The 22002-nt window shown below is 52.7% G+C and carries 22 protein-coding genes and 1 riboswitch; of the genes, 17 read left to right on the top strand and 5 right to left on the bottom strand.

The features are described from left to right. Window positions 1-54: 54 nt before the first annotated feature. Window positions 55-336 (top strand): hypothetical protein, encoded by a 282-nt coding sequence (locus ACF8D4_RS10255; RefSeq protein ID WP_025890086.1) that lies wholly within the window; start codon window positions 55-57, stop codon window positions 334-336. Window positions 337-390: 54 nt separating this feature from the next. Here ACF8D4_RS10255 and fur read toward each other — a convergent pair whose 3' ends face one another. Further along, entirely contained in the window at window positions 391-822 is a 432-nt protein-coding gene (fur, locus tag ACF8D4_RS10250; protein ID WP_025011008.1) for a ferric iron uptake transcriptional regulator, read from the bottom strand. Between the two features lie 261 nt (window positions 823-1083). Here fur and cobB point away from each other — a divergent pair, with 261 nt between their 5' ends. From cobB to ACF8D4_RS10235, 3 genes are all read left to right on the top strand, one after another. Next, window positions 1084-1818, top strand: coding sequence for a Sir2 family NAD+-dependent deacetylase (cobB, locus tag ACF8D4_RS10245; protein ID WP_025890087.1), 735 nt, complete (start codon window positions 1084-1086; stop codon window positions 1816-1818). Between the two features lie 131 nt (window positions 1819-1949). Next, window positions 1950-2375 (top strand): AAA family ATPase, encoded by a 426-nt coding sequence (locus ACF8D4_RS10240; protein WP_243880763.1) that lies wholly within the window; start codon window positions 1950-1952, stop codon window positions 2373-2375. Window positions 2376-2732: 357 nt separating this feature from the next. Then, window positions 2733-4766 (top strand): cytochrome C, encoded by a 2034-nt coding sequence (locus ACF8D4_RS10235; protein WP_392464341.1) that lies wholly within the window; start codon window positions 2733-2735, stop codon window positions 4764-4766. A gap of 102 nt (window positions 4767-4868) precedes the next feature. Here ACF8D4_RS10235 and bioA read toward each other — a convergent pair whose 3' ends face one another. Further along, the gene (gene bioA / locus ACF8D4_RS10230; protein WP_392464340.1) at window positions 4869-6185 is read right to left on the bottom strand and encodes an adenosylmethionine--8-amino-7-oxononanoate transaminase; all 1317 of its coding nucleotides are present in this window, start codon (window positions 6183-6185) and stop codon (window positions 4869-4871) included. 174 nt (window positions 6186-6359) lie between these two features. Here bioA and bioB point away from each other — a divergent pair, with 174 nt between their 5' ends. The 4 genes from bioB to bioD are packed head-to-tail and all read left to right on the top strand — an operon-like array spanning window position 6360 to window position 10086. Next, window positions 6360-7424: a biotin synthase BioB gene (bioB, locus tag ACF8D4_RS10225; protein WP_044735865.1), complete on the top strand. Its 1065-nt coding sequence runs from the start codon at window positions 6360-6362 to the stop codon at window positions 7422-7424. Window position 7425: 1 nt separating this feature from the next. Next, entirely contained in the window at window positions 7426-8571 is a 1146-nt protein-coding gene (locus tag ACF8D4_RS10220) for an aminotransferase class I/II-fold pyridoxal phosphate-dependent enzyme (RefSeq protein ID WP_392464338.1), read from the top strand. Beyond that, a complete protein-coding gene (locus ACF8D4_RS10215; RefSeq protein WP_392464337.1) occupies window positions 8568-9359 on the top strand; it encodes a methyltransferase domain-containing protein in 792 nt (263 codons plus the stop codon). The genes ACF8D4_RS10220 and ACF8D4_RS10215 overlap by 4 nt, the downstream gene beginning before the upstream one ends. A 37-nt stretch (window positions 9360-9396) precedes the next feature. Further along, window positions 9397-10086 carry a dethiobiotin synthase gene (bioD, locus tag ACF8D4_RS10210; RefSeq protein ID WP_025890091.1) on the top strand — a complete coding sequence of 230 codons (690 nt, stop codon included), beginning with the start codon at window positions 9397-9399 and terminating at the stop codon, window positions 10084-10086. Between the two features lie 45 nt (window positions 10087-10131). Here bioD and pepE read toward each other — a convergent pair whose 3' ends face one another. Then, the gene (gene pepE / locus ACF8D4_RS10205) at window positions 10132-10842 is read right to left on the bottom strand and encodes a dipeptidase PepE (RefSeq protein WP_392464335.1); all 711 of its coding nucleotides are present in this window, start codon (window positions 10840-10842) and stop codon (window positions 10132-10134) included. A 288-nt stretch (window positions 10843-11130) separates the two neighbouring features. Here pepE and htpX point away from each other — a divergent pair, with 288 nt between their 5' ends. From htpX to ACF8D4_RS10190, 3 genes are all read left to right on the top strand, one after another. Then, window positions 11131-11997 (top strand): protease HtpX, encoded by an 867-nt coding sequence (gene htpX / locus ACF8D4_RS10200; RefSeq protein WP_025011003.1) that lies wholly within the window; start codon window positions 11131-11133, stop codon window positions 11995-11997. A gap of 304 nt (window positions 11998-12301) precedes the next feature. Continuing rightward, window positions 12302-12649 carry a cytochrome c3 family protein gene (locus ACF8D4_RS10195; protein WP_025011002.1) on the top strand — a complete coding sequence of 116 codons (348 nt, stop codon included), beginning with the start codon at window positions 12302-12304 and terminating at the stop codon, window positions 12647-12649. A gap of 139 nt (window positions 12650-12788) precedes the next feature. Next, window positions 12789-13949, top strand: coding sequence for a lipopolysaccharide assembly protein LapB (locus ACF8D4_RS10190; RefSeq protein WP_144190722.1), 1161 nt, complete (start codon window positions 12789-12791; stop codon window positions 13947-13949). Here ACF8D4_RS10190 and ACF8D4_RS10185 read toward each other — a convergent pair whose 3' ends face one another. Next, window positions 13950-14690 (bottom strand): cytochrome b/b6 domain-containing protein, encoded by a 741-nt coding sequence (locus tag ACF8D4_RS10185; protein ID WP_025011001.1) that lies wholly within the window; start codon window positions 14688-14690, stop codon window positions 13950-13952. A gap of 181 nt (window positions 14691-14871) precedes the next feature. Between ACF8D4_RS10185 and ACF8D4_RS10180 the strand changes: the two genes are divergently transcribed. Further along, window positions 14872-15516, top strand: coding sequence for a helix-turn-helix transcriptional regulator (locus ACF8D4_RS10180; RefSeq protein ID WP_025011000.1), 645 nt, complete (start codon window positions 14872-14874; stop codon window positions 15514-15516). 264 nt (window positions 15517-15780) lie between these two features. On the opposite strand, the gene ACF8D4_RS10175 is transcribed toward ACF8D4_RS10180, so the two are convergent. Beyond that, window positions 15781-17535, bottom strand: coding sequence for a M61 family metallopeptidase (locus ACF8D4_RS10175; RefSeq protein WP_144190723.1), 1755 nt, complete (start codon window positions 17533-17535; stop codon window positions 15781-15783). A 240-nt stretch (window positions 17536-17775) separates the two neighbouring features. Here ACF8D4_RS10175 and hinT point away from each other — a divergent pair, with 240 nt between their 5' ends. The 5 genes from hinT (at window position 17776) to ACF8D4_RS10150 (ending at window position 21952) form a co-directional block, all read left to right on the top strand. After that, entirely contained in the window at window positions 17776-18132 is a 357-nt protein-coding gene (gene hinT / locus ACF8D4_RS10170) for a purine nucleoside phosphoramidase (protein WP_025010998.1), read from the top strand. Further along, on the top strand, window positions 18129-18629 hold the full coding sequence (locus ACF8D4_RS10165; protein WP_028780462.1) for a PaaI family thioesterase: 501 nt from the start codon (window positions 18129-18131) through the stop codon (window positions 18627-18629). The genes hinT and ACF8D4_RS10165 overlap by 4 nt, the downstream gene beginning before the upstream one ends. Further along, complete coding sequence (locus ACF8D4_RS10160) at window positions 18626-19078, top strand: PaaI family thioesterase (RefSeq protein ID WP_025010997.1); 453 nt, start codon at window positions 18626-18628, stop codon at window positions 19076-19078. The genes ACF8D4_RS10165 and ACF8D4_RS10160 overlap by 4 nt, the downstream gene beginning before the upstream one ends. A 17-nt stretch (window positions 19079-19095) precedes the next feature. Beyond that, window positions 19096-19485 carry a YcfL family protein gene (locus tag ACF8D4_RS10155; RefSeq protein WP_392468681.1) on the top strand — a complete coding sequence of 130 codons (390 nt, stop codon included), beginning with the start codon at window positions 19096-19098 and terminating at the stop codon, window positions 19483-19485. A gap of 145 nt (window positions 19486-19630) precedes the next feature. Then, window positions 19631-19740, top strand: a riboswitch (TPP riboswitch). A gap of 55 nt (window positions 19741-19795) precedes the next feature. After that, on the top strand, window positions 19796-21952 hold the full coding sequence (locus tag ACF8D4_RS10150; protein WP_208159961.1) for a TonB-dependent receptor: 2157 nt from the start codon (window positions 19796-19798) through the stop codon (window positions 21950-21952). Window positions 21953-22002: the final 50 nt, after the last annotated feature.

Genomic DNA, 22002 nt, shown 5'->3' with positions numbered 1-22002 from the left:
TGATATACAACTAAGTCACTCAGAATGCACCAACGACAGGGAATGGAGATAAAGATGAAGCAGTACTTTGTCCACAATGGTTTTTCTGCCGGCAGCGGTAAATTACCGGCGGATCCACAGTTGATCAGTGAACAGGACGCCGACAAACTGATGCAGTTTGCCGGTTTGGAGCCCAAGCACGTAGGGAATTTGACCCCACCGGCGCAGTTTGCCGAAGAGGGGGACTGGTTGTTCAGGCTTTTCGCCAATAACCGTTTTCTTTGCTATGCGGATCCAACACTTTTCAGCCATGCCTGCCCAAGGAAGAAGGGCGAGCCTCTGGCTTTAAACTGGTAACTCCAAGGTTACCGGCAATAAAAAACCAGCGCTTGGCGCTGGTTTTTTTAATTATCACTCTTGGCCGTGATCGCACTTGTCGTTGGTGCAGACGCCATAGAGGTAGAGGCTGTGATTGGTGAGCTTGATATTGTGACGCATGGCGATTTCATGCTGACGACGCTCGATAAGATCATCGGAAAACTCGATCACTTTGCCACAGCTCAGGCATACCAGGTGATCATGATGATGTTGGGTGGAGAGTTCAAACACGGCTTTGCCGCTTTCGAAGTGGTGACGGCTGACAATGCCGGCATCATCAAACTGGTTCAGTACCCGATAAACGGTAGCCAGACCTATCTCTTCGCCGATATCCAGCAATTTCTTATATAAATCTTCGGCACTGATATGCTGGTTCTCCGGTTCTTGCATCAGCTCCAGGATTTTGACTCGTGGCAGGGTGATTTTCAAACCCGCTTTCTTCAGCGCTTGATTTCCATCTGTCATGGCTAATCTCTTGATTGCAGAACCCTTGGTATTACACATAGGTTCGTCCGTGGATAATAGACCCCATTATATGTGTACTGTTCTAAAACTTAAACCTCTGATCCGGCTTTTGGTACTTCTGTGGGGTAACTTGACTATAATCGGCATAAATTTGAATAAAAACAAGCAATTTAAGCATACTTTTTGTATGGTTATACCAAGGCATAATTGCAGTGTTTGGTTATCGTTGGCAGGATGACAGAAAAACAAAAAGGACACTAGATGCATCGTCGAATCGTGGTTTTAACCGGCGCCGGGATCTCTGCCGAGTCCGGATTACGTACCTTCAGGGATCAAGATGGCCTGTGGGAAGAGCATCATATTGAAGATGTGGCGACTCCTGAAGGCTATGAGCGTGACCCTGAATTGGTCGAGCGCTTCTACAATGGCCGCTGGCAACAATTGCATGCGGGCAATATAGAACCCAACGCCGCCCATACGGCGCTCTCTCGCCTTGAGCAGGAGTTTGAGGGGGAACTGCTTATTGTCACCCAAAACATAGACGATCTGCACGAGAGAGCCGGTTCCAGGCGCTTGCTGCATATGCACGGTGAACTTTCCAAGGGGCGTTGTCCGCGCTCGCGGCAAACCTTTACCCTGCACGAACCCTTCGGGCCGGAGAATACCTGCACCTGCTGTATTCCGGCGCAGCGTTTGCGGCCTCATGTGGTTTGGTTCGGTGAAATGCCCCTGGGAATGGATAGAATTCACGATGCTTTGGATCACTGCGATCTCTTTATTGCCATTGGCACTTCAGGCACTGTCTATCCCGCTGCCGGTTTTGTCGACAGCGCCAATCATCATGGTGCGCTTACCGTCGAGGTCAATCTGATGCCGGCAGACAGACACAGCCAGTTTCAAATTCACCTGCAAGGCAAGGCCAGTGAGATGGTACCGGCACTGGTGGAGCGTATCCTTGCCGGTCAGTCTATCTGCAATCAAACCGGCCAGAACTGATGCCTGAGCCCAAAACAGGTGCCAGCCTGCTTGAGCCGCCTGTCGGTATTTCAAGCGCGGGTAATATCCAAGAGATTAAGGGGGTTATTGACCCCGGGGCTATTGATGGCAACAGCCGCTTGGCGATCATCATGCGCGGTCTGCCGGGCAGCGGCAAATCTTACTGGGTTCGGCAGTTTATCCAGGAACTACCAGCGAGGATTGCCCAGAATGTCACTGAGAGAGGCCTGTGTTCAACCGACAGCTTCTTTTACCAAAATAACCGCTACTGCTTCGACATTGCCCGTTTGCCGGAATTTCATCAGCTCAACCTGAGCCGCTTCATCGAGGCGTTGGCATCTGGCGTGCCTGTGGTTATCTGCGACAATACCAACATGGCACTGTGGGAGTTCGCGGCCTATCAGGCGGCAGCAAAGGCCTTGAATTACCGGGTGCATATTCAACAGATTGGTGATGTGCGCAGCAAAATTCACCAGCGTGAATGTGCCAAGCGAAACAAACATGGCGTAAGTCTTAACTCCATTCAACGAATGGCCAGTCAATTTCAAAGAAATTAAAAATAACTTTTGCAAGTAAATTAAAATATCTGATTTCATAAATTGCAATATATCGGTATAAGATGAGTATGATTAAAGAAATTCCGAGTTGATATATTTCTTTAATAAAGCCAGTAATTCACCTATTAATATTTTTAAGTTTATTTTAATAATTGCAATCGTATTAAAATGTTTCATAGTCACATCTTGTGTCTTTGCTCACTCTTTTGTTTTATTTTTAGTCATATTATCTGCTCGGGTCAGAATAGACCCGTTAATCATTATTATAACTTTCGTTTGAGTTTCGGGAGTCGGATTGTTCCTCTTAAAAATAAAGAGTGAGCAAGCGGTATTCCTTTGCTCAAACAGGAGAGAAAGATGACCATACTTAAAAAGAAAAGAGTTGCGCTGATGGTGATGGCGATACTGTTGGCCGGTTGCAGTGATGGTGAAGATGGCCGTGATGGAGCGCCAGGTGAACCGGGAACCCCCGGAGAACCTGGGAAGCCGGGGACGAATCCCCCAGTGACCCAATCGGTCGAAACCCAAGTTAAAGTGATTAATTACACATTGGGCGAGGGTAAGGTTAGCTACGAATTTGAAGTAACAGATGAAAATGGCGACTTAATTAATGAACTGACAGATGTTCAGGCAAAAGTGGCTGCTTTGACTGCTAAAGGTTTTATTCTCAATCGGGATGAAAATCCTATTAACGGGGTTGAGGACAATGTTCATATCGGCGGTGCAGTAACTCAGGCAACAGAAGGTGCAACGCTGACTCAAGTAGATGATGGTCATTATATTTTTGAAGCCCCAATGGCAGGTGTTAATGCCTCCACTGAAGGCATTGTTTGGCTGCGTGTCGGCGGTAATGATGCCATTGCCCGTTCAAAGGCGTTGGTCGTCAATAAGCCGGAAGGTCAATTCAGTACCACAACAGAAGCCTGTTATGCCTGTCACGTGGATTATTCACTCAGTCCTCGTCGTCACGCCAGCTACGTGGCTGAAGGCATGGACGGTGAAGTGGATTTTGTGGCAGGTTGCTTGGTCTGTCACGGCTCAGTCAGTCGCGCAGCGACCAATGATGAAGGATTCTCCATCGGTGGCTATGCCACCAATACCTTATCCAAGATAGGTCACATCAATCACAGGGAGTTCAGCAAGGACTTCAGCGTGCTCAACTGCAGCAGTTGCCATACTGATGCGCCCATCAACAGTAACTTTACCGGCCCTGGTTGTATCGATTGTCATGGTAAAGAAGGGACACCGGCCGGAGACATAGTGCCTTCAAATGGTCTGGACTTCCGTGAACTGCATGAACAGAAAGCCGGGATCACCAAGTTGCAAGCGCTGCGCCTTGGTTACACAGTGGCGCTTTCTACCCCTGAATCCGATGGTGCCGGTGGTTGGTGTTCTACCATCAGTGTCAAGGATAAAGAGGGCAATCTGGTCAATATCGGCAACAACTATAATGCCGATTATGCCACCGCAGGTTATGTTGCCGCCAAGCCGATAGTCTATGCGGGCGCATACCTGCATGCCTATGACAACCATGGCTTGGTGGGCCGCCCGGGCGCCCGTAACTCAGAAACCAAGACGGACAATGCCGATGGTACCCGCACTGTGTGTTATACGGCGGCCAACATAGCCGCAGGTTATGAGAATGCCGGTTATATGTTCTCGGCGCGGGTGACTTTCTCCAGCGAAGGTTGGCAGTACTATGATGGCAAGGTACGTGGTCAGACAGGTGATCGCATTCGTGCCAATGGTTATGACGGCTCCATGGGGGTCTCCTTCACAGCTTACTCAGATGTGATCAGTCCGGCCGATGGCAGCAAGATCTCCGGCTTTGATCGGCGTCAGGTGGTGGCCGACAGCAGCTGTATCACCTGCCATAACGATGTGACTGCCTTCCACAAGAACGGTGAGTTCGATAACGGTGGTAAGGGTTGTATCGCTTGTCACGGCAACGGAATGGCCCGCACCAGCGCCGATTATGGTGCCGGCTTCGGTCCCATGATCCACAGCTGGCACTGGGGTAAGGGGGCAACTGTCGGTGAAGTGGCTCAGGATGCCGATGGTAACTGGAGTCAGACAGGAAAAGCCAACGGCGCCGCAGCGATTGCACCGGCCAGCAGTTGTGTAGCCTGTCACCAGGATGGCCTGTCGCTGGCCGCTGTGCCCAACCAGTATATTCTGGAGCCCGGCAGCAAGATGACCAGCCCGGTCACCGCAAACTGTTATGCCTGCCACACCAGTGATTCGGCCAAGGCGCATATGAGCCAAAACGGCGGTGATATCAGCGTGGATATCCCGGCTGTTGAGTGGTTCAAGCAGCCAAGTGCCGAATCCTGTGCGACTTGTCATGACACCGGCAGAACCTTTGGTATCGATAAGTACCATAAGTTCTAAAAGGGTTTTATTGAGTAAACATTCCCTGCAAGGCTTGGTTTACCTCAAGACAAAGCGGCTCGTTTGAGCCGCTTTTTTTAGTACAGTTGAGGTGTAGCGGGCTCAGCCGTGGCTGACGAAGGCGTTGTCATCTTGATTTTGCTCGCTCGTCAGTGCTGCCACTTCCAGCATGGCCCGGCTCAGGCAGCTCAGCTCTTCTGCGCTGATACCATAGGGCGGCATGATATAGATGAGTTTACCAAAGGGGCGGATCCACACGCCGCGGGCAACAAATTCGGCCTGCAGCGCCGCGGTATTGACCTGTTTGTGCATCTCCAGTACCCCAACGGCGCCAAGCACCCGTACCGCTTTGACTCCCGGCAGTACCGCTGCCGGTGCCAGTTCCTGTTTAAGCTGAGTTTCAATGGCCTTGACCTGAGCTTGCCACTCACCGCTTGCCAGCAGTGCCAGGCTGGCGCGGGCGGCGCTACAGGCCAGAGGATTGGCCATAAAGGTCGGCCCATGCATAAATACGCCGGCAGGGGAGCTGTCTATACCCGCCGCCACTTTATCGCTGCACAGCGTCGCCGCCAGACTGATATAGCCGCCGGTGAGCGCCTTGCCGACACACATGATGTCCGGTGCTATGTCTGCGTGTTCGCAGGCAAACAGCTTACCGGTACGGCCAAAACCTGTGGCGATTTCATCCAGGATCAGCAGCACATCGTACTTGTCGCACAGGGCTCTAGCCGCCTTGAGATAGTCGGCGCTGTAAAACCACATGCCACCGGCACCTTGCATTATGGGCTCGAGGATCAGCGCGGCGGTTTGTGTGCCGTGCTCGGCCAGCATGGCCTCGAGTCCGGCGATGTCATCTGCTTTAGCGGCTTCACCAAAGGGTGTGCTCGGCGCCGGGGCAAACAGTTGCCGGGCCACATTGTCACCAAACATGGTGTGCATGCCGCCCTCCGGGTCGCAGACGCTCATGGCGGCGAACGTGTCGCCATGGTAGCCCTGTTTGACCGTCATGATGCGGTTTTTCTCAGTCTTGTTTTGTCCTTGCCAGTACTGCAGCGCCATTTTCAGCGCCACTTCCACCGAAATGGAGCCTGAGTCAGCCAGAAACACCTTGGTCAGTGGCTCAGGGGTGATATTGATGAGTTGGCGACACAGTTCGATGGCGCTCTCATGGGTGATCCCTCCGAACATCACATGGCTCAGGCGTTTGAGTTGCTCTTCCATGGCGCTGAGAATTGCCGGGTGGCTGTAACCATGGACGCAGGCCCACCAGGAGCTGGTGCCGTCGATAAGCTCGCGACCATCCTCCAGCGTCAGGCGTACGCCCTCGGCGGCTTTAACCCCATAAACGGGTAGGGTGTGGCTCATGGAAGTGTAGGGATGCCAGATATGCTGACGGTCAAAACAATAATCTATGCTCATATATTAACCAAAGGTAAACCTGCACAACTGGTTGGCGTTGACAGTGAGGGCGTCGCGGGTATGCTAACGAAAATAATTCAGGCCTTCAAGCAGCCAGCTGAACCCGGATCCCGATGGATTAATCGGCAAAATCGGCTTCAGCAACAAATAGATCAGACTCAGGTAACACAGAATATGTCCAATACAGAGCTGCGCCATGACTGGCGCCGTGAAGAGGTTGAAGCCCTCTTTGCCCTGCCTATGAATGATTTGTTGTTTCGTGCCCACAGCGTGCACAGAACCCATTTCAATCCCAATGAAGTTCAGGTCAGCCGTCTGTTGTCAATCAAGACGGGTGCCTGTCCGGAAGACTGCAAATATTGCCCCCAGAGCGCCCGCTACGACACAGGATTGGAAAAAGAGCGTCTGCTGGAGATGGAAAAGGTACTGACAGAGGCCAGAAGTGCCAAGGCCGCCGGTGCGACCCGCTTCTGCATGGGAGCCGCCTGGCGTAACCCGCATGAACGCGATATGCCTTATCTCAAGCAGATGGTGCAGGAGGTTAAATCCCTGGGGATGGAAACCTGTATGACCCTGGGTATGCTCAGCGAAAACCAGGCCAACGAGCTGGCCGAAGCCGGGCTGGATTACTACAACCATAACCTGGATACCTCGCCGGAATACTATGGTGACATCATCACCACCCGCACCTATCAGCAGCGGTTGGACACCCTGGCCAATGTACGCGCCGCCGGTATGAAGGTGTGCTCCGGCGGGATTGTCGGTATGGGCGAGCAGGCCACCGACAGGGCGGGGTTGCTGCAGCAGTTGGCTAATCTGGAACAACATCCCGACTCTGTGCCTATCAATATGTTGGTCAAGGTGGCCGGTACGCCGCTGGACAGCCTGGACGACCTGGATCCACTGGAGTTTGTGCGCACCATAGCCGTGGCCAGAATCATGATGCCTTTGTCGCGGGTACGCTTGTCGGCCGGGCGTGAAAATATGACAGATGAGCTGCAAGCCATGTGTTTCTTTGCCGGGGCCAACTCGATTTTTTATGGGTGCAAGCTGTTGACCACCGCCAACCCGGAAGAAAATGACGATATGAGCCTGTTCCGCCGTCTGGGATTGACCCCGGAGCAGGGTAAGGCTGCCACGGTCGAGGAAGAGGGCGCCGAAATAGCCCGCGCCGCGGCCAAGGCAGAGGCTATCAATAACAAGGCTCAGGGACAGTTTTACGACGCCGGAGCCCTGTAACTTGACCTCATTGCTGGACAAAATGGCCCGCCGCCGTGAAGAGCTTATGCGCGGCGGCTTGCTCAGGCAAAGACGCTGCTTTGCAGCAGCGTCCGGCCGTGAGCGACTATTGCATCCTGTTGCCCAAGCCCAAGCCACAGGCAAACCATTGTTGGATTTTGCCGCCAATGATTATCTGGGCCTGGCCCGTCATCCCAAGGTCATCTCTGCGCTTGCCAAGGGGGCAGAGATCTATGGCTGCGGCAGCGGCGCTTCACCTCTGGTTTCGGGTTACAGCGAGGCGCATCTCAAGCTGGAACAAGGTCTGTGCCGGGCACTCGGCGCAGAAGCGGCGTTATTGTTCAGCTGTGGTTTTGCCGCCAACACTGCGCTGATGAAAACCCTGTTTAGCGCTGAAGATACAGTGATTGCCGACAAATTGGTGCATGCCTCCATGATAGATGGCCTGCGCGACTCAAAGGCCAAAATACGGCGTTTTGCCCATAACGATATGGCGGCCGCCACAGCGCTTTTGGCCCGGCATCCCGGCAGCGCTGTACTCACTGAAACCGTGTTCAGCATGGATGGCGACAGGGCGCCGCTCGGTAAATTGAGCCACTTGTGCCAAGCGCACGGCAGCCCACTCATTCTCGATGATGCCCACGGCTTTGGCCTATTTGAGTCATCATCCCTGCCTGTATTTGCCCGTTTGGTGACCTTTGGCAAGGCGCTCGGTGGTCAGGGCGCGGCGATTGTGGGCTCGCAGGAATTGATAGACTATCTGGTGGCCAATGCCCGTGAATACATCTATTCCACCGCGCTGTCACCCGCCTGCTGTATGGGCGTGCTCGAGGCTCTGGAGCTGATCCAGCAAGAGCCCTTGCTCGAGCGCCTCAACGCCAATATCGCTTTGTTTCGCCGCAGCTGCCAAGTGGCGGGGATCTCCTTGATGCCATCTGAGTCGCCAATTCAACCTCTGTTGGTGGGTGAGAGTGACAGATGTATGGCACTGGCAGCAAGGCTTCTGGAACGCGGCTTCCTGGTGGGGGCGATTCGGCCCCCCACAGTCCCCAAAGGCAGTGCCAGATTGCGTATTACCCTGAGCGCCGAGCACAGGGAGCAGGATATACTGGCCTTGGCCTCGGCATTGGCGGAGCTGATGGCATGAGCAACATGAGTCATGAGCCTCTGGCCAGTCACTCAGGCCTGGTGCAATCCGTGCCGCTCGGGGATGTTGCCGGGCGCTTTTCCAAGGCGGCAACTGCTTATGAGCGCCACAATAGGGTGCAGCGTCTGACGGCCGAAGCCTTGCTTGACTGGGACGATTGCCCACACTCAGGAAAACTGCTGGATATAGGTGCAGGTCCGGGCACGGCTTTTGCCACGCTCTGGCCCCAAAGCGTGACTGCCCTGGATATCGCCAGCGGAATGCTCAAGCAGCTAAAGGGAAATTTCCCCGATTATCAGGCTGTTTGTGGCAATGCCGAGCAGCTTCCCTTTGGCGACAACAGCTTTGATGCGGTTTATTCCAATCTGGCGCTGCAGTGGTGCGGCGATATTCCGGCCGCCTTGGCAGAGATTTTTCGGGTCATGCGCCCAGGCGGTTCGGCGCGCCTAGCCATAGTGGCCCGGGGCAGTTTGCCCGAATTACAGACGCTGGGGCTGCGAGTCAAGGCATTTGCAGCCGAACATAAGTTGGAGCAAGCGCTGGCGCAGCATCCCTGGCAGAGCTTGCACACGCAAAGCCGCACCTTTCAGTGCCACTTTGCCAATCTCAGGGAATTGCTTTACTCCATCAAGGGGGTCGGCGCTTCAGTTGGCGCCGATAAAAACTCAGGTGCCGGGCTCAAGGGAAAGAGTTTTTGGCATACACTTAACGGGCAGGCCGAGGTCCTTAGAACGGACAAGGGAATGCCGCTGACATACAGGATAGTAATGGTTCAGGCCCGAAAATAACCATTGATGTTTTGGCTGTAGGGGTAGTTCAGCGATGATTTTTTTTGTAACAGGTACAGATACCGACAGTGGCAAGACTCAGGTCGGGGCCGCGCTGCTGCATAAGGCACGAGTCGAGCATGGCTTGAAAACCTTGGGGGTAAAACCCCTGGCCTCGGGTTGCCACAACACCCCTTACGGGCTGAGAAACCCGGACGCCCTGGCCTTGATGGATGAATCCACTCTGAAACTGCAGTACGACAAGGTGAATCCTTTCAGTTTTGAGCCGGCGATTGCCCCTCATATTGCTGCCGCCGATCTCGGCCTGGATATCAGCCCCGAGGCGGTACTGGCAGCGCTGGATTTTACCCAATATGCCATGGCCGATTTCTGCCTGATAGAAGGGGCCGGTGGTTGGCGTTTGCCTTTGGGGGAGGGGCGTTTCTTATCGGAAGCGGTGCAGGGACTGGCTCTGCCCGTGATTCTGGTGGTGGGAATGAAGCTTGGCTGCCTTAATCATGCCGTGTTGACCCAGGAAGTGATCCGCGCCGATGGGCTTGAAATCGCCGGTTGGGTGGCCAATCGCGCCGAAGCTGATATGAGTCGCTTCGATGAAAACCTGGCCAGCCTTAAAGACTTGATGCAGGCGCCGCTGTTGGGAGTGGTGCCGCATCTGGCTCATCCCAGTGCCGAGGCCATGTCTCAGCACCTGGATTTGAGCCCTCTGCTGGCCAAAGTGCCCGGTTGAGCCCTGGAGTTAAAAAGCAGCAAGGCAACGTAGGGCCGAGGTTTTTTAGCTCAATAGATTGGAAAGAACACTGCCTACAGGCACGGGGATTTCCTGCTCTACACCGCTGAACAGATAAGCTTCCTTATCTCCCAAAAGACTCAGTTTATTGTCCTGCAGCAACAGGGCGCTGCCTTCCTGGATGGCCAGTACCGGCGTCTTGGGATCGACACAGGTAAACTCAAGCAAGCGCTGGGCCCGGGTTTCACCATTGTGACCCGGCGCCTTGTAGTTGCTGTAATGCGGATTGATCTGCAGTGGCAGCAGGCCAAGGGCACTGAATGATGGCGGCTCTATAATAGGCATATCATTGGTGGTACGTATGCTGAGACCGGCAATATTTGAACCTGCACTCCAGCCGATATAGGGTTTGCCGGCAGCGACTTCCTCTTTGATCAGATGCAGCAGATCGTAGCGGTACAACTCATGCAACAGGTGGAAGGTATTGCCACCACCAACCAGAATGCCGTCAGCATCGCGAATAGCCTGCTTGGGATCGCCATGTTGATGGATAGAGGAGATATCCAGCCTCAATGGTGCCAGGCCATTAACCACGGCTTCCAGATAGTTGTCATAGCTCATGCTGACACCGGCATAAGGGATAAATATCCACTTGCGGGCCTTTTCTGTCATAGGCTCAATATAGGGCAGGGCATGTTCCAGGTAAGGGGTGTCGCCAGCGCGGGAGCTGCTGAGCAGCAGGGTATTTATCGTCATAATCGTCGCTGTCCTTCAGATTGATTTGCGTTGCTTGATGGTAACAAAAAGCCTTTACACTCAACAATCACCGCCGGTGTTTTTGGTCGCTTTAAAAAGCCGCACTCGGGCAATTGATTAAGTTTGATTTAATCAAGCCTGCCTAGACTGCTTCCTCTGCGTAACCGGGGCGTTTGGGCGAGAAAGCTAAACAATAATTTACCTTTTCCCACTTGAATTCCCGCCAAGTGGACATATTATGTCTGCAATGACGCAATTCCGGTACAAGGGTACCTTACAGGAGCTGATATGAAGCGTGTATTTCTATTGATTTTGACTAACCTTGCCATCCTGTTGGTGGCATCGATCGTCATGTCTATTTTGGGTGTCAATACTCAAACCATGGGTGGCTTGCTGGTGTTTGCGGCGATCTTCGGTTTTGGTGGCGCCTTTATCAGCTTGGCGATTTCCAAGTGGATGGCCAAGAAGACTATGGGCTGTGAGGTGATCACTCAGCCCCGAGATAACACAGAGCGTTGGTTGCTCGAGACCGTAGCCCGTCAGGCACAGCAGGCCGGGATCAAGATGCCGGAAGTGGCCATCTACCAATCGCCTGAACTGAACGCCTTTGCTACAGGCCCAAGCAAAAACAATTCTCTGGTGGCAGTGAGTACAGGTCTGCTTTACGGCATGAGTGCCGATGAAGTGGAAGCCGTACTGGCGCACGAAGTCAGCCATGTGGCCAACGGTGACATGGTGACTCTGACCCTGATCCAGGGCGTGGTGAACACCTTTGTTATCTTTGCTGCCCGTGTGGTTGCCGGTATCATCAACAACTTTGTTGCCAGCAACGATGAAGAGGGTGAAGGCCTGGGCACCATAGCTTATATGGCTGTGGTATTTGTGCTGGATATGCTGTTTGGTATTCTGGCGTCCATGGTGGTGGCTTACTTCTCCCGCATCCGTGAGTTCCGCGCCGATGAAGGTGCCGCTCGCCTTGCCGGCAAGAACAAGATGATTGCGGCGCTTGAACGTCTGCGCACCGGGCCGGAAACCGGTGCCATGCCGGCCAATATGTCGGCCTTCGGTATCAATGGCAAGCGCTCAATGACCGAACTCTTTATGAGTCACCCACCGCTTGAAAAGCGTATCGAAGCGCTGAGAAACCGCGGATAATTTAGCAGTACTTTCTCTTAAGGAGGCCGGTTGGCCTCCTTTTTTATGCTGTTGAAACGCTTATTGATACAGATGCTCATGTGTAAATTAAATGTAAAATTCCGTAATTAACCGATGGTTACATGATTCAGCGCACATTTTGCTTTTGCGCAAGTTGTTAAAGTGGCGGCGACTCAGAATTAGTTTGCCAATTGGCAAAAGCTTGGCTAAGTTAATCCAAGTCGTGCTATTTACTGATAGTGAGACAAAGGTCATACCTGACATAAGAACCTTTGCTCGACTGTCATCATCGGAGGATATTATTGTGAGCAAGAAACTCTTGAGTGTGTTGTTCGGTGCCGGTTTGGCCGCACTGGCCATGTCACCATCTGCTTTTGCAGAAGATCAGAAGCTGTCAGATTTCCACGCGGATATGGGGGGCTGTGAAAGCTGCCATGCCGATGGTTCACCTTCAGCTGACGGCGCCTATGAATTTGAACAGTGTCAGAGCTGTCACGGTTCGCTGGCAGAAATGGATGCGGTACACAAGCCACACGATGGTGCCTTGATGTGTGCTGATTGCCATGCTCCCCACGACATGAACGTAGGTCAAAAGCCTACCTGCGATAGCTGCCACGATGATGGCCGTACTTCAGATAGCGTACTGAAGTAAGAAGCGCATATCACACGAATGACAACGCCGGCTTGATGCCGGCGTTATTGTTTCTGAACATTCATTCAGAATGGAGTGTTGTTTTTCTGTTAATTGGATGCTCTACTTACCATAGAAGAAATATGGTAGAGGGAAAGGAATGGGACGCCTGGTTTTAAGTATTGTTGGAGCGCTTTTTCTGGTTACAGCCATAACCGGTTGTGCCCATAGAGCCCAAATCACACCAACTTTACCGCTAGCTAACTCAGATATATTTATCACGGGTACATATGCTCATCTAGTTCCAAGTGAACATGATTTCTTGCGGCTTTCCAATTCTCAAAAGCAGTCATTTCAGGACTTCTTATCCAATCCTGATATAGCCAAATTACCTAACTATTTGAAGTTATCTTTATATATTAATGGTCTAATGCAGGGTTTTAACTATGAGGGGAAGAATTTAATGGCTGCTGAGGCTATACGTCAAAGGCAAGGAAACTGCATGACGTTAGCTATGTTGACTTTTGCTTTGGCTAAAGAACTTAATGTTCCGGTTGGTTTTCAATTGGTTCATACCCCACCTATATTATTGGATGTGAGTCAGGGTGTTGCACTTTACTCTAATCATGTACGCTCATTTCTGTATGAGTCAACACCCGTCTATGGTCATTATGGAAGTCAGGGGCATCACGTTGTTGTTGACTACTTTCCTGATGGCAATGACAGGAGTGGGGCTTTTATTGATGAATCTACCTTCATAGGCATGTTTTATAGGAACTTAGCTGTGGATGCCTTACAAGCCCAAAAAACTGAGAAGGCATTTCTTTTGATTCAGGAAGGTTTAAAATTCTCTCCGGATTACGTCCCTTTAATCAATCTTATGGCAGTGATGCACAGAAGAGCTGGAGATTGGTTAGGTGCAGAGCGTTTTTATCGTTATGGATTAGCTCTGGATCAAGAAGAAATAACCCTTCTAACTAATTATCGAATATTGCTTGAGCGTGAGGGACGTATATCTGAGGCTAATGTTATAACTGAGCGTTTGCGACGTTTATCTTCTCCCCAACCTTATGACAACTACCTCTTGGGAATAGATGCTTTAGCACAAAATCAGTACGAGTTGGCTGAAGATCTTCTCGAGCGTTTTATAAGAGACAATGAGTACTTTCACCGGGCTTACCTGGCTTTGGCACGAAGCCAATTGGCTCAGGGAAAAACATCACTGGCAAAGCGGAATTTACAAAAGGCTCTAAATGCAGCCAGTGATAATAGCTATCGGAACATATATGCCGCCAAGCTGGCGGCATTAAAATCAAAATAGTCAGTCTTTATCCACCGGCGTTGTTGGCAGATATTTATTGCCGGAAAACATAGCAGAAATAATACCGGGCTGACGCTTACGCTCGGCGTGGATCACCGCGGCTATGTGCAGCAATACCAAGAGAAGCAACAGATATACGCTGTAGACATGTACTTTCCCTGCCAAGCCCTTGGCGCCCTTAATCGCTGCAGCCTTGTCTGGATTAACGCCTGTGTCATCATAGGGTTTGAGGCTGGCAGGCTCAACACCATCGGCGGCGATATATTCCTGAACCATGCCGCCCAGCGGTGGATAGAAGATGTCAGTACCGGCTCGCACCAAACCTGTCACCATGATCAGCGTCAGCAAACCCAATAAGGCGATGACCGCCAGTTTGCCCGCCGGATTATGGCCGAGATATTGTGGGTTTTCGCCTTTCTTGAGTGCTGCACGATAGCCTGCCAATTCCCCTTTTTTGGGGAGTAGTTTACCTAGACGCGCCTTGATAGGGCCGAATAATCCCCACAGTAATCTGAATGCCAGGTTGATGGCAAAGGCATAACCTATCCAGACGTGCAGTGTCTTCAGGCCGATTTTGGCGTCGAGACCACTGATCCCGAAGTCAGATTTGAACATCATTACCCCGCCGATGATCACCAGCAGCAGCACCAAAAGCAGGTTTATCCAATGAAAAAGGCGAGTGGGAAGATCCCATGCCTTATAGCGAGACAGGCGCACTTCGCCCGCAGTATTTGTTTCCATGTTTGATCCCCCAGATCTGTTTTACCCCTTTATGTTAACGCCTGTAGCGGCGCTTGTTCAGTTAACTCTTATTCATTTTGAGTTTTTGGTAAGGAATCTGTACTTCCATTTCAAGCAGTTGTCTGCTTTGATACTCATGTTGCAGCAATGTAAATTTTTATTTTTTAGCTGAGGGCAGCCTATGTTCAATGTGATGCACTGGCTGGTGGTTTCCAGATCCGCGCTGTTGACCGAGCTGATGGATAGCCGTTGGCCGCAGGAGTTTCTGGTACGCTTGTCCTGCTTATCTCCCGATAGATGGCACACAGATGCCTTGGGAACTGATGTCGACATGTTGTTGCTGGATTTGGCCACTGTGGAACCGGCCTTGGGCTATAAGATTCTTAAACAGGCCACCAGGAATCGCGGTTGCAAAGTGGTGTTACTGCATTATCCCAGAAGGGTGGAGTATGAATGCCTGTTGTTGCCGTCTGTGGTCAAGGCGGTTTTCTATCCCGAGGCGACCTTGGCACAGTTGGGCCGTGGCCTGGATATTGTGCAGAAGGGTGGCTGCGACATTCCTTTTGAGTTGCAATCTCGGCTGGCCAAGGGAGAGCTTAGTGGCGATGTACTGACTTTCAGGGAGCGGGAGGTGCTGCAGGCGCTACTGGCCGGGCTCAGTAATCAACAGATTGCCACTTCCCTTTATGTCAGTGAAAGTACGGTCAAGACCCATCTCTATCGGGTGTTTCGCAAACTGAATTTAAGCAACCGAGCCCAGGTGATGGCCTGGGCCCAGCGTCACTTGATGGCCGATGTGGCCGAGAGTCAAGGCTCAGGCAGTTAGGGAAGGTGCGAATAAGTCCTCGCGGCACTCTGGCTTACACAGCAATTGGCGTTCAAGGCATCTGACTGAAGGCATGCCGGGGCCTGTCGAAGTCGGATAACGTAGAGAGCCGGTTGCTGTGAAAGCCCCAAAGGGCGTGGCTTACAGGCTTGCCTGCTGTGTTATGCTTCTTGCAAAGGACTAGGGCCATTTGCTGCGAACCACGCCTTGCATCCAGGCCTGTAAGCCTACGCAGAGCACGCATGGGACTTGTTCGCACCTTCCTTAACCCAGCCAGGCCTTGGCTTTGGCTGGATCGGTGAGCTTGAGTGACACAGTATCTATTGCCGCCGGGTTGATAGGCAGTTGGCCTGTCATCAGTTCATCACGGCGGAAGAAGTGCAGCTCCAGACTATCGCCGGGCTCATATTGTTGCAGTTCATTTTCAAATTGAGCGCCGACCTGCAGACCATTGGCGGCAATCAGCAGATCCTGAGCCGCGAGCCCGGCGCTGTGAGCCGCGCTGCCATTGGTCACACTCACAATCCTTAACCCCAGGACTTCAGCCTTGTAGCGGGCTCCGAAGCCGATTTTTTGCCCCTCAACATCCCCGCCGCCCTGATCCTGAGCGCCTTGGGCACTGCGAAGTTGCATCTCGATTCCGAATTGCGCCAGCAGGGGCGCCAGTGGCAACTCTTGGGTATTATCCACAAAGGCAAATTCTGCGCTGGCATCCCGGCCAAGCAGCTCCTCGTAGAGGCGGCGATGGGAGTCATCTTCAGTGCCTATACCCTGACTGCCAAAGGCCTGCCACAGCTTCTGCATCAGGTTATCCAGTGTGTATTCTCCCTGGGTTTCCAGTCTCAGAGTCAAGTCCAGATACAGGGCAAACAAAGCTCCCTTGGTGTAATAGCTGACGATGGCGTTGGCGGCGTTTTCATCCTGTTTGTAGAACTTGGTCCAGGCATTGAAGCTCGAATCTGTCAGGCTCTGCAACTGCCTGCCCGGCATGCGATACACCCGGGTCATGGTCTGGGATAGCATCTCCAGATATTGCTCATTGGAAACCCTGTTGGCTCTGAGTGTCATCAGGTCATCATAGTAGGAAGTGATACCTTCATAAGCCCACAGCTGACGGGTGTAGCTCTCAGCCTCCAGCGCATAGGGAATGAAGCTGGCAGGCTTAATGCGTTTGACGTTCCAGCTGTGGAAGTATTCGTGACTGCAGAGCGACAGATAAGTGCGGTAATCCTTGTTGACCGGCATCTCCATACTCAGCGGCAGATCCTTACGGGAGCAGTGCAGGGCGGTGGAGGCTCTGTGTTCCAGTCCTCCAAAGCCATTGCCTAATACCTGGGTCATAAACAGGTAGCGCTCAAACGGCGCTTCACCGAAGAGGCGGATCTGGCTCTCGCAAATAGCCTTGAGATCGTCAAGCAGTCTGGGCATGTGGCAGCGGTGACGCCCGGTCAGTATCACATCATGGCGCACGCCACAGGCCTCAAAGCTGCCGTGGGTAAAGGTGCCCATCTCCACCGGATGGTCGATAAGCTCATCATAGTTGGCGGCGCTGAAACGGCCGAACTGCCACTCTTCACCCTCGATTCGACTCAGGGTTGTTGCCAGCTGCCAGTTGGCTTCCTCCTCCGGGGGCAGAATTTCCAGCTCCAGCGGCTCAAGCTCTTTGCCGGCCACCGCCAAAAAGACGCTGCTGCCGTTGAAAAAGCCGTGGGTCTGATCCAGGTGGGCGCTGCGCACCGACATATCCCAGGCATAAACCGAGTAGCGCAATTGCAGCGATTCGGCATTGGAATCTATCAGCCAGCGCTGCTTGTCAAGCTGAGTAATGCTGAGCGGACGCTCCAGCTCATCAAAGGCTTTAATATCTATGATATTGCGACAAAAATCGCGAACCATGTAGCTGCCCGGGATCCAGGATGGCAACCAAAGTTCCTGTTTCGGAGCCGGTGCCTGAATGGTGATTTTGACCTCGAACAGGTGAGCGTGGGGATCTATGGGGCAAATCTGATAACTGATCATCTGATATCCGTATGAATCGTTGGCGAGTGCCGGGAGCCAAATTGAGTGCTATCCGGCTGAGCATGGCGACAATGCTGCCAAAAAAGCCAGGCTGCGGCAATTGCTGCCGAGTTTTAAATGGCTTGAGGTTCAAATCGCCGTGGCCAATTACATCTCCGGGCCGAATGGTATTATACTGCCAAGAACACAGAGGTTTGGCCCTTGGGCCGAGCCTGAACCGATACACCGGAGAGTGGCAAAATGGCCGAAGAAACCATATTCAGCAAAATTATCCGCCGTGAAATTCCCACGGACATTCTGTATCAGGACGAACTGGTAACCGCCTTTCGGGATATCAATCCCAAGGCGCCCACCCATGTACTGATAGTGCCCAATCATCTGATCCCCACAGTCAATGACGCCAAGGCCTCGGATGAGCAGGCCATAGGCCGTATGGTGACTGTGGCTGCCAAGCTAGCCGCCGAGGCCGGGATCGCCGAGGACGGTTATCGTTTAATCATTAACTGTAATGAACATGGCGGCCAGGAAGTGTTTCATATCCACATGCATCTGCTTGGCGGTAAAGCCTTGGGGCCTATGGTGAGTTCAGCGTCATGAAAGTGAATCCGGAGTTTTTCCCGCTGACGACTCTGGCTACCCGTTTCGTCAACCAGTTGGCCCAGTGCCGCCGTCTCGGGCTCAAGGTGCATGAGGCCAGTGAGCACCATGTACTGATAGAGTTGCCTTACAGCACCGAGCTGGTGGGTTACCCTGAAACCGGAGTTATTCATGGTGGGGTTATCACCACATTGATGGATACTGCCAGTGGTTGCGCCGTGGTTTGTGCCATCAAGGACAAATATGGTTCGCTGGAGATCTCGCCAACTCTGGATCTGCGGGTCGACTATATGAAGCCTGCCGAGCCCCACAAGCCGGTGTATGGTTTTGCCGAGTGTTATAAGTTGTCATCCAGCGTCGCGTTCACCCGGGCCATCGCCTATCAGGACAGCATAGACGACCCCATCGCCCATGCGGTTGGCTCCTTTATGCGGATAAGTCCTGAAATGATAGGGGATACTTTCCGCAAGGCACTGATGGGTGAGGAAACAAAATGACAGATCCCAAGGCATCCATGGATGTAAAAAGCATAGTTGCTAAAGTGACAGAAACCAATGATTTCAGTCACTTGCTTGAGCATGTTCCCTATGCTCGCTTTATCGGCATGCAGGTGGACAGGTTTGGCGATGAACTGGTGTTTCGTCTGCCGGCCAAAGATGACAACATAGGTAACCCGGTACTGCCGGCCATTCACGGTGGCGTGATAGCCGGGTTTATGGAGATGTCGGCCATCATCCAGCTTATGGTGTTTATGCAAACCAGTAAGGTGCCCAAGGTGGTTGATTTTTCCATCGACTACTTACGCGCCGGTTATCATAAGGACAGTTTCGCCGAGTGCCGAATAACCCGTCAGGGGCGGCGAGTGGCCAATGTCAATATCGACTGCTGGCAAACCAACCGCAAACAGTTGATTGCAACGGCCAGGGCGCACTTTTTGATTGATTGAGAATAAGGGATTGGCAGATGAAAAAAGTCTTGGTAATAGCAGCAACCCTGCTGGCTCTGGCAGGCTGCGCCAACCATACGGCCGGGGTGTATGCCAGCTCGACCGGTGAAAGCCGCGCAGACAACAGCAGCTTTGCCCGCTCTGTGAGTGTGGGTGATCTTATGGCCAGAGGCGAGGGCGGCTTGCTCAGAGGCACAGCCACCATCAGCAGCAAGGTCGCTACCGATATGCGCATTCATTACAAGTTCACCTGGTATGATGCCAGCGGCTATACCCTGGATGATGAAGGTGTGTCCTGGAAGTCGGTCAAGCTGCATGGTAAACAGCAGTTGCAGGTGAGCGCCGTGGCGCCGAATCCGACCGCCAGCCGTTTTGAGATCTATGTGCGCGAGGCCTTTTCAAACTAATAGTTGAAACCTCGGCACCACTGCCGCCCGAGCCAATACTCCCGTTGAATGCTCAACACGGGAGTATTGGAATGGGCGGTTTTTTTATGCCCTCGGGTACAATTTGGCAACCTGGCTCACTTTTGTTGGTAACTCGTGTATACTGGCCCGCGCCAAGGGGTGTTTACCGCATTGCGGTTGACTGAGATGTCGTATGACGAACCCTTAGAACCTGATCCGGCTAGTACCGGCGTAGGAATGGGCCACAATTCGTGCACTTTCAACTCGCTTTCTTATTGCCGGATCTCAAACTGTGAATATTTGAGGTCCTATGTCCAAGTTTACCGTACCTACTCTGCTTGCCAGCACCATTCAGATGTTGCTGTGGGCACCCGTTCATGCCGCCGATAATCCCGGTGTTGAAAATCAAGATGAGCAACAAGCCATGGAAGTGATAGTCGTCAGCGGCGACTTTCGTGGCCTGACGCTGGAGAAGATGCCCTCCAGCGTGACTGTTATCGACGAGCAGCGCATTGAAGATCAAGGCGCCGAGCATTTCGAAGACATGCTGGGTAACGTCGCCAACTTCAACTGGTCAGGTGCCAGCTCCCGGCCAAGATACTTCCAGATCCGCGGCGTAGGTGAGCAGGAGCAATACCAGGGAGCGCCCAACTCCTCTGTGGGCTTTATTATCGATGATATCGATCTCTCCGGGCTGGGCAGCGTTTCCAGCCTGTACGACCTGCAGCAGTTTGAAGTGCTGCGCGGCCCCCAGGGTACCCGCTATGGCGCCAATGCCCTGGCCGGTCTTATCTATCTCAAGAGCAATGATCCCACAGACGTGTTCGAGCACGGCGCCGAAGTCTCGCTCGGTAATGATAATCTGCAAACCTTCAGCGGCTTCAGTTCCGGCCCAGTGACTGATTCCGGCAAGTTGCTCTATCGTGTGGCGCTGCAGCAACACAAGCAGAACGGTTATCGTGACAACCTGTATCTGGGCCGTGACGATACCAATGAGCGTGATGAATTCAGCGGCCGTATCAAGCTGCGCTGGTACGCCACCGACAAGTTGCAGGCGGACTTCACTCTACTGCACGCCGATTTTGACAATGGTTATGATGCCTGGACCCTGGACAATAACGGCTTCGATACCATTACCGATGCGCCGGGCGTCGACAAGCAGCGCACCACGGGCTCCAGTCTCAAGCTGAATTATACCGGCTTTGAGGCTTTTGAGCTGGTGTCCCTGTCAAGCTATGCCGCAACAGATCATCACCACGGTTACGACGGTGACTGGGCCAACCCGGATTACTGGGCCGGGAAAGAGTGCGGCGGCGCACCCTGTGAGTACGATTACACCTGGGATAAACGCGGCGAGCGCCGTACTCTGTCACAGGAGTTCAGATTCAGCTCCAACGAGGCCGGGCGGATTTTCGGCGGCAGCACAGACTGGCTGGCCGGGCTCTATTTTATGGATCTCGATGAGGACAATGATCTCTACTCTGAATACAACAGCTGGCCGGATGAAGTGCTGACTTCCCGCTACAGCGCCAGTAACTATGCGGTGTTTGCCCAGTTGGACTCAGATCTGGGAGCGGGTTACAGCCTGTCTATCGGTGCTCGTCTCGAGCGACGTGAGAGTGACTACAGCGACAGCAATGGTGATGCCTTTAGCCCATCGGAAAACATGTGGGGCGGCCATATTGCCCTGTCCAAGGCACTGGCTGAACACCATGAAGCCTATGTTCGGATAGCCAGGGGCTACAAGGCCGGTGGTTTCAATATGACGTTGCCCCAGGAGCTGGCCGACAAGAAAGAGTTCGATACCGAAATCCTCTACAACTATGAACTGGGGCTGAAATCCAGTTGGGCCGATGGCTTGCTGGATACTCGTCTGGCACTGTTCTTTATGGACAGGGAAGATCAGCAGGTAGCGGCCTCGCTGCAGGATCCTGTCGATCCCCAGCGCTTTATTCTGTTCACCGAAAACGCCGGCAGCTCCAATAACTATGGCGCCGAGCTGGAAGCCAACTGGTATCCCACAGATTCACTGCAGTTCTACACCAGTCTTGGGTATCTGCAGACAGAATACGGTGATTACCTGTATCAGGATAAATATGGCAACCCTGTGGATCTCAGCGGCCGGGAACTGGCCCACTCGCCGAGATGGACCTATAGTCTCGGCATGACCTGGCGCAATGACATGGGCTGGTTTGCCAACCTCAACAGCAGTGGCAAGAGTGCGTTCTACTATTCAGACAGCAATGACTCCCGCTCTGAAGACTATCAAGTGGTCAACGCCAAGCTGGGCTATGAGGCAGACAAGTGGTCGGTTTACCTCTGGGGCCGCAACCTGTTTGATGAAAAATACGGCGTGCGCGGTTTCTACTTCGGCAATGAGCCGGATCAGGACTGGGCCGAGAAACAATATATCCGCTACGGGGACCCACGCCAGATTGGTGTGACCTTCAAGGTCAAATTTATCTGATGGCATAAGCCGTTGTCGGCCGGGGCGTGTTGCAGCGCCCCGGTTCATTA

It is taken from the genome of Shewanella sp. YQ_9 (genome assembly GCF_043103185.1).
In the GTDB taxonomy this organism is placed as follows: Bacteria; Pseudomonadota; Gammaproteobacteria; order Enterobacterales; family Shewanellaceae; genus Shewanella; species Shewanella algae.
Note: the sequence above shows the minus strand (reverse complement) of the source record. Positions and strands in the feature narration are given on the sequence as shown.

Excerpts from the sequence above, each read along its gene's own strand:
- ACF8D4_RS10160 (WP_025010997.1), top strand. The coding sequence starts at position 18,626 with ATGACAGATCCCAAGGCATCCATGGATGTAAAAAGCATAGTTGCTAAA.
- htpX (WP_025011003.1), top strand. The coding sequence starts at position 11,131 with ATGAAGCGTGTATTTCTATTGATTTTGACTAACCTTGCCATCCTGTTG.
- ACF8D4_RS10175 (WP_144190723.1), bottom strand. The coding sequence starts at position 17,535 with ATGATCAGTTATCAGATTTGCCCCATAGATCCCCACGCTCACCTGTTC.
- ACF8D4_RS10190 (WP_144190722.1), top strand. The coding sequence starts at position 12,789 with ATGGGACGCCTGGTTTTAAGTATTGTTGGAGCGCTTTTTCTGGTTACA.
- pepE (WP_392464335.1), bottom strand. The coding sequence starts at position 10,842 with ATGACGATAAATACCCTGCTGCTCAGCAGCTCCCGCGCTGGCGACACC.
- ACF8D4_RS10235 (WP_392464341.1), top strand. The coding sequence starts at position 2,733 with ATGACCATACTTAAAAAGAAAAGAGTTGCGCTGATGGTGATGGCGATA.
- ACF8D4_RS10155 (WP_392468681.1), top strand. The coding sequence starts at position 19,096 with ATGAAAAAAGTCTTGGTAATAGCAGCAACCCTGCTGGCTCTGGCAGGC.
- hinT (WP_025010998.1), top strand. The coding sequence starts at position 17,776 with ATGGCCGAAGAAACCATATTCAGCAAAATTATCCGCCGTGAAATTCCC.
- ACF8D4_RS10165 (WP_028780462.1), top strand. The coding sequence starts at position 18,129 with ATGAAAGTGAATCCGGAGTTTTTCCCGCTGACGACTCTGGCTACCCGT.
- ACF8D4_RS10255 (WP_025890086.1), top strand. The coding sequence starts at position 55 with ATGAAGCAGTACTTTGTCCACAATGGTTTTTCTGCCGGCAGCGGTAAA.
- bioB (WP_044735865.1), top strand. The coding sequence starts at position 6,360 with ATGTCCAATACAGAGCTGCGCCATGACTGGCGCCGTGAAGAGGTTGAA.
- cobB (WP_025890087.1), top strand. The coding sequence starts at position 1,084 with ATGCATCGTCGAATCGTGGTTTTAACCGGCGCCGGGATCTCTGCCGAG.
- fur (WP_025011008.1), bottom strand. The coding sequence starts at position 822 with ATGACAGATGGAAATCAAGCGCTGAAGAAAGCGGGTTTGAAAATCACC.
- ACF8D4_RS10215 (WP_392464337.1), top strand. The coding sequence starts at position 8,568 with ATGAGCAACATGAGTCATGAGCCTCTGGCCAGTCACTCAGGCCTGGTG.
- ACF8D4_RS10185 (WP_025011001.1), bottom strand. The coding sequence starts at position 14,690 with ATGGAAACAAATACTGCGGGCGAAGTGCGCCTGTCTCGCTATAAGGCA.
- bioA (WP_392464340.1), bottom strand. The coding sequence starts at position 6,185 with ATGAGCATAGATTATTGTTTTGACCGTCAGCATATCTGGCATCCCTAC.
- ACF8D4_RS10180 (WP_025011000.1), top strand. The coding sequence starts at position 14,872 with ATGTTCAATGTGATGCACTGGCTGGTGGTTTCCAGATCCGCGCTGTTG.
- ACF8D4_RS10240 (WP_243880763.1), top strand. The coding sequence starts at position 1,950 with ATGCGCGGTCTGCCGGGCAGCGGCAAATCTTACTGGGTTCGGCAGTTT.
- ACF8D4_RS10150 (WP_208159961.1), top strand. The coding sequence starts at position 19,796 with ATGTCCAAGTTTACCGTACCTACTCTGCTTGCCAGCACCATTCAGATG.